This window comes from Halalkalibacter hemicellulosilyticusJCM 9152 (genome assembly GCF_000513115.1).
Taxonomy (GTDB): domain Bacteria; phylum Bacillota; class Bacilli; order Bacillales; family Bacillaceae_D; genus Halalkalibacter; species Halalkalibacter hemicellulosilyticus.
Map to the genome: position 1 here is coordinate 41,601 of NZ_BAUU01000030.1, position 10,070 is coordinate 51,670.

Annotated in this window: 9 protein-coding genes; 3 read left to right on the forward strand and 6 right to left on the reverse strand. The window is 38.0% G+C overall.

Annotated features, from left to right (window positions below; genetic code table 11):
- Nucleotides 1-13: 13 nt before the first annotated feature.
- Both JCM9152_RS16840 and JCM9152_RS16845 read right to left on the reverse strand, forming a co-directional pair.
- Complete coding sequence (locus JCM9152_RS16840) at nucleotides 14-2,911, reverse strand: extracellular solute-binding protein (protein ID WP_439644215.1); 2,898 nt, start codon at nucleotides 2,909-2,911, stop codon at nucleotides 14-16.
- Nucleotides 2,912-3,030: 119 nt separating this feature from the next.
- A complete protein-coding gene (locus JCM9152_RS16845) occupies nucleotides 3,031-4,425 on the reverse strand; it encodes an ABC transporter substrate-binding protein (protein WP_035346498.1) in 1,395 nt (464 codons plus the stop codon).
- Between the two features lie 267 nt (nucleotides 4,426-4,692).
- Here JCM9152_RS16845 and JCM9152_RS16850 point away from each other — a divergent pair, with 267 nt between their 5' ends.
- Nucleotides 4,693-5,457 (forward strand): response regulator transcription factor, encoded by a 765-nt coding sequence (locus JCM9152_RS16850; protein ID WP_035346499.1) that lies wholly within the window; start codon nucleotides 4,693-4,695, stop codon nucleotides 5,455-5,457.
- Between the two features lie 179 nt (nucleotides 5,458-5,636).
- Here JCM9152_RS16850 and JCM9152_RS24175 read toward each other — a convergent pair whose 3' ends face one another.
- Nucleotides 5,637-6,302, reverse strand: a complete 666-nt coding sequence (locus tag JCM9152_RS24175) for a carbohydrate-binding protein (RefSeq protein WP_052016071.1) — start codon at nucleotides 6,300-6,302, stop codon at nucleotides 5,637-5,639.
- Nucleotides 6,299-7,105: a family 43 glycosylhydrolase gene (locus tag JCM9152_RS24180; RefSeq protein ID WP_052016072.1), complete on the reverse strand. Its 807-nt coding sequence runs from the start codon at nucleotides 7,103-7,105 to the stop codon at nucleotides 6,299-6,301. Before JCM9152_RS24180 ends, JCM9152_RS24175 begins: the two co-directional genes overlap by 4 nt.
- 274 nt (nucleotides 7,106-7,379) lie before the next feature.
- Here JCM9152_RS24180 and JCM9152_RS16860 point away from each other — a divergent pair, with 274 nt between their 5' ends.
- Entirely contained in the window at nucleotides 7,380-8,339 is a 960-nt protein-coding gene (locus JCM9152_RS16860; protein WP_035346501.1) for a 2-hydroxyacid dehydrogenase, read from the forward strand.
- A 95-nt stretch (nucleotides 8,340-8,434) separates the two neighbouring features.
- Nucleotides 8,435-8,977: a GNAT family N-acetyltransferase gene (locus JCM9152_RS16865; RefSeq protein WP_035346502.1), complete on the forward strand. Its 543-nt coding sequence runs from the start codon at nucleotides 8,435-8,437 to the stop codon at nucleotides 8,975-8,977.
- Between the two features lie 142 nt (nucleotides 8,978-9,119).
- Here JCM9152_RS16865 and JCM9152_RS16870 read toward each other — a convergent pair whose 3' ends face one another.
- Nucleotides 9,120-9,809 carry a DUF3169 family protein gene (locus tag JCM9152_RS16870; RefSeq protein ID WP_052016074.1) on the reverse strand — a complete coding sequence of 230 codons (690 nt, stop codon included), beginning with the start codon at nucleotides 9,807-9,809 and terminating at the stop codon, nucleotides 9,120-9,122.
- Nucleotides 9,810-10,013 (reverse strand): helix-turn-helix transcriptional regulator, encoded by a 204-nt coding sequence (locus JCM9152_RS16875; protein ID WP_035346503.1) that lies wholly within the window; start codon nucleotides 10,011-10,013, stop codon nucleotides 9,810-9,812.
- Nucleotides 10,014-10,070 lie beyond the last annotated feature (57 nt).

Sequence of the window (10,070 nt, forward strand, 5' to 3'; positions counted from 1 at the left end):
CCACCTCCTATCCTCATTGAGATAAATTAAATTCTCTTCTCTTAATATCAATCTCTTCGTTAATATATCTAATATAATCTGCTAGTGCTTCTCGTGGATTTTCATTTGCATTTACAACTCGTCTAAACGCATTGTCTAAATGTCTTCCCGTAAAATAGCCACCCGGAACTTGCGGAATTCCACGAACCCATTCCCACTGACTATCTAAATTGTTATAATCTTCAACTGGCCATGGAAGTTCTTCTAGCGCTTCGATATTAGCTGTTGGATAACGTGCAGCCTCACCTAACAAGCTTTCCATCTCTCTACCAAAATGTATTTGTGTTTCCTTGTCTGTCCACCATTTCAGAAACTCCCATGACGCATCCTTGTCTTCTGCATTCTCGAGCATAACTGCTGCCGTTGTATAACTAGACACATCATGACGAATCGAACCATCTTCCATTTCTGTACCTGGCACTACCGTAAATTCCCACATCCCTCTTATTTCTGGAGCTAATACTGATAACATATTGTACGTATTGTAATCAGCCACTCCAATTGGCATTTCACCCACTCTGAATCTATTTGGGAAATCAGCCATTAACGGAAACTTATAATTCGTATAAAATTGTGTCCACTTGTTAAATGTGTCAATTGAAATTTCTGAATTAAGTGCACTTGCTGTTAAATCCTCCTGGTAAAATTCACCGCCATTTTGATACAGCAGCATTGAAAATGCAGCATTAGGTACTAATGTTTGATTTGCTTGTGCCATTGGATCTTCAATCGGTAAAAAGAACTCCAAATTATGACGTTGCAAAACGGAAATCATATGATAAACGTCTTCCCACGTTTCAGGCGGCTCTAATTCCAACTCTTCAAGAATATCTTTTCGATAAAACAACATTGGAAACATCTGCGTCTCTGGAAGAGCATATACTCCTCCTTCATATCGATATGGTAAAATCGCACTTTCACGGAACCGCTCGGATACTTCATCAAAATCTTCGTATATACTTAGATCTGCTGCAGCACTTCGCATAGCATAATTGACAGGAACATCTTCACCCATTTGTAAGGCGACATCTGGCCCTTCATTGGCAAGAGTAGCCGGTAATAAAATCTCAGGTGGAACCAGCCTTAAATGTACAGAAATATTCGATTCCGGAGTAAACGTATCATCAATTAAACTCTTTAATATTTGTGCCTGATCTCGTCCTGTCGTAATCCAAACCGTAATTGATCGATCTAACTCTTCTATATTTCCTATACTGTCATAGTCCTCGGTATACGAAGCAAAGAAGGCACCTATTTCATGTCGGGCTTTTTCAAAAAATGTAGCCTGTGCTCTTGGAAGCTCCTGGTCAGGTGAAGCCACGACCAAATAATCAAGAGTAAGTGGTTGTTCTCGAACCGTCTGTAACCAAGTACCCAAACCTCCGACATTTAACTTATAAGTATCAAGTCTTCTTGCGATCGTATCAGGATTATCCACCATATCCTCTAACTGTCTAACCATTGAATGAAGAACAGCGACTTTATCACTTTTTTCTCCAGTAGACTCTTCAAGATAAGCAGCAACACTTTCTATAACTTCTGCTTGTTCTGTAAAAATGTCGAGCATATGAGGAATTCGTCTTTCTAATTGATAATCTCTTAATGGATCAGGAGTATTCGATGTAATCATCAATATCTGTCTATACATCTCGTTAAGTTGAAGAACACTCGATTCAATCGTCCTTATTAGAGGAGCAACATCTCCAAGTGAAACCATCATTCGGATTCGATGAGTTCCTTCAGTCAAATGAAATAAATAAGGCTCTTCGCCTCCAAGCGCATCCATTTGCCAATCTAATGCATAATGAAAACGGATTCGATTCATTTCTTCAAAGGGACTCTCACCATTAATCGTAAGACTTCTCGTCGAATAAATTCCTCTAAGCAGATCTTGCTTCTGCTTCAAACCAATGTGGTATAAGCCGTCCTCTTCTACTTCTACTTCCCATTCAATCCACTGCCCTGGCTGTTTCCAGTTGAAACCACCTATTGTATTAATCCTAAGATTAGAAACATGGTAAGGCTCAACTAATGGACTTGAACGATCCGTTAAAGGATACAACGTAGGTGATGATTTTCTAACCGCATCCTCTGCTTGAACTTTAATAAATTGACCTGTTGTAGGTTCAATCCCTTCTTCTTCGTATTGTCTCTTTACCTCATCATATGGCTTTGCATCTGATTCTTGATAAAGCTCAATATAATCAATAGCCATTGGTTCACGTAATGACGTTAACGAAATTTGTTGATTCCCTTCAGGAAAATAAAATAAAAAAGGTTCATCATAGTAGCCTTCACTATCCATGAACGTTTTCATCGTCCATTCTGGTCGTTCAACTTGACGAGGACGTAATTCATTTCCTTGGTCATCCGTCAAAATTTCTTCTAAAAGATTATCCCAAAGGCGATCAAACAAAAGAATTTCAGCACCATCAAAAGGGATCTCTCCATTAATGGAGAACTCCCTTTCAATTGAAGAGCTTTTTCCTTCCATCGGGTAATAGTGAACTCTAACATTGTATAAGCCTGGATGTTCAATATGAACATCCCAGCTTATTGTTCCTTCCTCTGGCGTAAGAACTGCATGGCCATCTAATCCTTCGTATTGTTCCACGATTTCAAAACCTTCACCGCTCGTTTTCACATAATCCTCACCCTCGACACGAACGATTTCATCCGGCCTGTCTGCATTCAAATGCTGATTTAAATATTGGTCATAGCCCTCTTCAGAGGTTTCATCTGTAATAGCTTCAAAATCAGCCATCACTTGGATGTACTCCCCATCCTTAGAATTCAAATAGTTATAAACCGAAATGAGTGAAATAAATAAAACAAGAACGAATATGACACGGACATATTTTTTCTTCATCATGTACAACTCTCTCCCCTCCCACTGCAAGAGATTGGCATTTAATTATCTTCATCTCATTCAATGTCAGTGACATACAAGAACTTGATTTAAACACCTTTCTTTATAGGAATGAACCCGTGTTACTCCGTACCATATACTTCGTCAATTGCTGCTTGGAACGATGCTTTATACGTCTCAACAACTGTAGATACCGATGTTCCTTCATTTAGTTCACCTTCAAACTCGTAATACTCTAAATTAGGAAATGTATGATGATCGAGCACAATTAAGTTAGGGGCAACCATTAGAACATTTTCAATATCTTCTTCGTTAACAAATAATGACTCATATGAAGCTTGGCCTGGGTAATCATAAATAGAATCAATATCGTTTATTTTCTCCCATATATAAAGGAGCTGTTCTGGGTTTTCAACTGCCTTTGGAATCGTTAATGCTTGTAATAATGCCTCAGCTGAGTGATAAGACTCTGCGCTAGGTCCTTTTGGAAAAGGTAAAAACCCTAAATCATAATCAGCCATATCAGCTTGGAAACCAGACATTTCCCATAAGGCACCCGCGTACATTAAAGTATTACCTTGTCTAAAGAATTGTCCTGGCTCCGTCCAATCTCCGCCTTCCGTCGGTCTAGGTACTTGTTCCGTTGCAAGTTGAGATGTAAAATGTAGTGCTTCAAGTGTAGCAGGGTCTTCAAGATTTTCTTTATTTCCATCCGTTAGTCCCGTATTGTTTGAATACAATGCATGTATGAGAAGCCCAGCATTTGCAAGTCCCCATGTATCGACACTACCATCGTTATTCGTATCTTTATTAGCTTCTTTGGCAACATCAATAAACGTATCCCAATTCCAATTATCTTCATCTACGTATTCTTGAAGAGGCTTCATTCCAAGCTCATTCATTAACGTTCGATTATAGAAAATCCCTTGCGCTAAATTGGTTTGATCTTCTGTAAATCCATAACCTCGACCTTCATGAGTGTAAAGTTCGTTAGTCATAAGTTGATTAAATGCATTCGGATTTTGCGTATACTCATCGATTGGCCATAGTAAATCTTGTTGTACGAGTGCTGGTACTGTATATGTTTTACCAAGTCGAACAATGTCTCCAATTGGTTCACCAGCTAAAAGAGAAGCTGTGACACGCTCTTGATATTCTTCATAATCAATCGCAATATATTCAATGTCAAAATTATGCTTTTCCATTAATTCCTCTAGATTTTCCTGTCTTTGTATATTATCTGGATTATCTGGATTAATTGTCATATCCCACCAAGATACAACCTTAATCGTTTGACCACCTAAGTCAAAGTCCATTTCTGGTGTTCTATACACCTCGTCACCTTGTGATTCTCCATCACTTTCGTCACCTGTTTCTTCTACATCACCATTTTCAGAAGTATCTTCAGCATCATTGATTACATCACCTTCAACATCACCATCTGCTGCGTTGTCACTACAAGCAATTAATAATAAGACCAAAGCCAACATGTATAGCATCGTTTTAAAAATTTTCATTTAAATCCCCCTCAATCGTTTATTTTGGTGATACACCGATAAATATAGCGCTTTCATGAAAGGGCAACAACCTGCCAATAATTAGTTAAAAAACCGGTCTAATTCTAGTTTGTGTATTTATTTTATTAATCCATTTTTCATTTTTAATTAAGTTATAAAAATTTGTGTGCAATATAAAAAAAAGCCTATTTTTTTTTTGATCACATTCTTCATAATGAAAGCGTATTCATTTCAAATTTATAACAAATATTTGGGGGAGGGAAGCTTGTGTATAAGGTGCTGCTTGTTGACCCAGAACACAGTACAAGGAACAACATAATGAAGATGCTTGATTGGAAACATTGCGGCTTCACCTTTCAAGACTATGCAGAGACTGAGATAAGAGCCCTGAATTTATTTAGCGAACGACAATATTCAGTTATTATCATTAACATGACCAAAATGAAGGATAAAGGATTACTTGTATGTGAACGAATTAGAAAGGAAAGCTCGATTCCTATTTTATTAATCGGAGGAAATAAAGACTTCCAGCTTGTTCGAAAGGCACTCAGCCTTCAAGTCAATGATTACTTACCAAACCCGGTAAAACCAGATGAGTTTAAAACTAGTTTACTCACGATCAAACAAACCATAGAAAAGAAGCTTTTTTCTAGTAATAAAAACCAGAAACCTGCCAAAAGGATACTCGATTCGCCTAAGCGAACTACGAATATTATTGAAAAGGTGAAGGACTATGTGGAAGAAGCAATAAATGAAAATATTACGTTAAAGGAGATTTCAGACACCTTACATTACAACTGCTCCTATTTAGGACAAAAATTTAAATGTCAAGAAAACATGACCTTTAATGAATACTTACTTCAACGTCGTATGGAAAGAGCAAAATATCTACTTCACCATACAAACATGAAAATTTATGAAATTTCATACAGTGTCGGCTATACAGACTTAGACTGGTTCTACAAAAAATTTAAGCTATACACTGGAGTCAGCGCATCTGAATATAGGAAATTACAAAGCAAAGCACAGTAATAAAACATTTTCTCGTTCAAGCTACTAGTTATCACTAAAAAAAGACAAATAGGCTGGGACAAAAGTATTTTCATAAGTGAGATACCGAACAAATCTAGAGTGGAGCACATGCACCGCTCCTGAAATATATGTTCGGATTCTCAGCTAAACACTTTTGTTTTGTCCCAGCCTCTTAAACATTATTGCTCAAACTGCCAATAGTCCAACTTACACAATTTATCAGCTTGAATACCGGTATAAATAAAGTACAAATCATGAATTCCCTTCGCCCCTCGGATCTCAATACTTATGGTTTGCCAATGATCTGAGCTATCTGCAATTGGTAAGGACACGTTACCTATTACGATCCCATTGGGTTGATCTAATCTTAGCTCAATGCCTCCTACATCTGATTCATTGCATATTCTCGCTGTAAATGTTGAAGCTCCTTCCCCGAAATCGACGTTAGCCACTGCTGTCCATGCTCCGTTTTCCAACGCAGTAACAGCTAAATCACCATTAAACACAGGCTCTACTTGAATACCGGCACTCCAAGCCATCGTCTCTGCCTCGACACGAGTGTATGGGTGTAAACACTTTACTGGTTCAACACCCTTCATATCCGCTGTAATGGTCTTAATCAACCCATCTGCATGAAACGAAACTTGATTTAAGTGGGTTGAACGATAACCCTTTGAGAATCCCATTGCTTTAGAGAGAGTTTGTGCATGATAAGCAATATACCAATGATCACGGAATTCAAAAATGGCATGATGATTATTTCCACTCGTCCCAAAAAAGTGACCAGGATTTTTTAATATTGTCCCTTCGTATGTCCATGGTCCCATTGGACTTTGACTTGTCATATAGCAATCTCACCTGCTGGTGGACTTCCGGTTGGGCGATCGCCGTCATAAAAGTTCGAGCAATATGTAAAGTAATACGTATTGCCCACTTTATTAATCCCTGCATCCTCAAACATAAAAGGAGCAGAAATAGGAATTGCCTTACCTACGACACTCGTCATGTCTTCTCCAAGCTCCATAACTCGAGCTGTATCTGGCCGTTCATATTGCCCTTCAGGCACACCACCACCAAAGTATATATATGCTTTCCCATCATCGTCTACGAGAACGGCTGGATCGAAAAGCCACGTCACATCTTCTACACCTGGAGTACTTCTTAAAATAAGAGCTTGCCCAATTGGGTCCTCCCACGGACCTGTCGGGCTGTCACTCGTCAGTACACCTATACCGCTTGCATTATTAGCAAAATAAAGAAAGAATTTGTCCTTACCATTAATGACTTTATGAGCAGCTGCTGGTGCCCATGATTGGGTGGCCCATTTGGCAGCACCCTCTTGGCCTGCCACATTGATGACTCCATGATCTGTCCAATTCACTAAATCATCAGATGAAACGACACTCAATTTATTTATCGATCCATATGAATTTTCAAGAACTTGATTATTTTCATCATATTCTAGAACATCATTCGTCGCATATAAATACACACGATTCTCAAAGACGAGTGCATAAGGATCAGCACCGAATTTATGTGCCATAATCGGATTACCATTTCGTGGAACTTTCCCGATCGCACTAGCTACTTGAACAACGTTATCGTTCTCTTTTCCGTTCTCTGCATTTACTTTTATTTGTTTCTTCATTTTATATGATCAACTCCTAGTCATTTTGCAAAGCCTCTTCTATTAAACAAATGAACAGATCGTTTATAACGTAGTACAAATACACCTCCCGAACTTATTCTCAAGAAAGTGTATCGTGTGCAAGGTCTACCAACAACCTGTCAATTGCTTTTTATTTAGCCCTACATTTTCTAGGTTAGATCGCGACTAATAAGTATTCTAATAAAAACATCGCATTTTGTTTCATCACCCTTTAAAATAGAATTATGTAGATTTCACTTTGGAGGGGCAAACGATGAGTCGACCAATTGTATTTTCTGACAAACCACTTCCTAAAGAGATTCAAGCCTATCTCGCAAACCACGTCAAACTGACGATGTGGGAGGAAGCACACAAGCTAAAAAGAGAACAACTATTTGAGAAGCTTCAAGGTGTAGATGGATTTATGACAAGTGGTGAACTGATTAATGAAGAGCTTCTTCAAAATGCTCCTAACCTTCGTGCAGTTAGTACCATTTCGGTGGGCTATGATCATTTTGATCTTAATGCGATGAGAAAGCATCAAATTATCGGGACACATACTCCTTACGTTCTCGATGATACCGTTGCTGACCTTGTTTTAAGCTTAATGCTTGCTACAGCACGGCGAATCCCTGAACTCGATGCTCTAACAAAAAGTGGCTGTTGGAAAAAAGGCGATTCAAGACAGCTATTCGGGGTCGATGTTCACCACAAGAAGCTCGGAATTATTGGAATGGGGCGAATTGGAGAAAAAATTGCGAAACGAGCAAAATATGGATTTGATATGGATGTTTCTTATTTTAATCGAAAACGGAAGAAAGGTATGGAACAGCAGCTCGGTCTTCACTATGAAGAGTTAGAAGTATTACTTCGTGAGTCAGACTTCATCGTACTCATGGTTCCACTAACGAATGAAACGAAACATTTTATTGGTGCACACGAGTTTACATTAATGAAACCTTCATCGATTTTCATCAATGCTTCTAGAGGACAAACAGTCGACGAGGAAGCGATGACAGAAGCACTATTAACAGGAGAAATTTTAGCAGCTGGTTTAGATGTGTATGAGCAAGAGCCCATTCATCCAACTAACCCATTACTAAACTTAAAAAACGTCGTTACATTACCTCATATCGGTTCAGCAACAAGTGAGACGCGAGATGCTATGGCAATGATGGCTGCCAAAAATATCGTAGCCGCACTAACAGGAGTTGGATCATGCTATAAGGTGTAGGTATGAATAAAAAATTTTTATCCTTCCAGAAAGGGGTGAATGATGCCAGGTAACCATATCTTTTTCTAGATTAAAAAGATAATGGAGGGAAATGAATGAAAACAACATTGGAAACAGAACGATTACAATTACGGAAAATGAAAACATCTGATGCTCCATACCTATTCAACATTTGGTCAGACCCAACCGTAACAAGGTATATGAATATTAGTGATTTTGAGTCTGTTGAGCAAGCTACGGCTATGATTACTCATCTCAATCAACTAGCTAATGAACATCAAGCGATTCGTTATTCCATTATTCTTCAAAAGACTGGAGATATAATCGGTTCATGCGGATTCAATCACTTTGACTTTACAAATGAACGAGCAGAGATTGGTTATGAATTAGGGAAGCATTATTGGGGACAAGGATATGCTAATGAAGCCATATCAACCATCATCGATTACGGTTTTAAAGAATTAGCTTTAAATCGAATTGAAGCAAAAGTCGAACTAGAAAATGAGTCTTCCGTTAAGCTATTGAAGCGACTAAACTTCACTTATGAGGGGCTTTTAAGACAGGTTGAAAAGTATGAAGGAGCGTTTCATGACTTAGCACTTTATTCAACATTAGCATGTGAACAAACGAACCTATAGACCACCAAAGTCTAACGGCACCGAAAAAGTTCCGTTATTAACTTTTTCGGTGCCCTCTCCTATTTCTTCAATTCAAGCTCAATGAAACGATACACTGATTTCTCTTAGCTCTAAGAACGTTTTTAGTTACTTCATAAAGGTTCTACTTATTTCGTATCGCCAAAAAATACCTTCCTTGCACAACGATTAAAACAATACACATCGTAATAATCGAAAACAACTGATTGTGTTCTGTCAAAATTGAATAAAGTACCGAAAAAATAATTGCGATAAATAATGCTACTGGTAGTAAATGAAAGGCTTTATAAAATCCATTTAGCATCACATGTCTTTCACCATCATCAGAGGCTGCTAATAATTTTTCTGAATAGTCGGGATCAGAAAGCTTTGGTAAGTGTCTCTCAGGATAACTGACTCTCATTAAATGCATCATATATGCAGAGCAGCTGTAACTGACAATCATCAGTACGATCGAAATGATCATAAAAGCGAGGTGCATAGACATAATAATGCCTATACTTAACGTTAAAATCGCGATGATCGTACTACTATAGATTAAAATAGATTGATCAGCACCTTTTCGGTATTTTAGAACATCAATTTTATCTTCCTCCTCGCCTTCAAAATTCATGGCATTGAGCTTCTTCACTTGTCTGAACGAAATGGTGGTTGCTATAAGAAATACAACAATGATAGCAAAAAGAAAGATGACAATTTCATTCGTATATTGAGAAAGGTCGATTGCGAAATTGCCTAAAATAATCATTGCTCCTAAAAACCCTAAAACACCACCGATTGCAAACTGCTGTAATGTTCTTGCTAATGTCTTCATTTATAATTCATCCTCCTCAAAGAAAAATACTTGTTCCACAGGCTCACGAAAAATGCGAGCAATTCGTACAGCGATAAGCAAAGAAGGAATAAATTCCTCACGTTCGATTAGACTGATCGTTTGTCGTGATACTTTTGCAAGCTTTGCTAGCTGCGTTTGATTCAAACGATCACGTGCCCGTAACTCCTTTAATCGACTTTTCATTTATCATCACCTCAATTATATTGTAAATGATCTTATCTATTTTGACAAATTAATTTG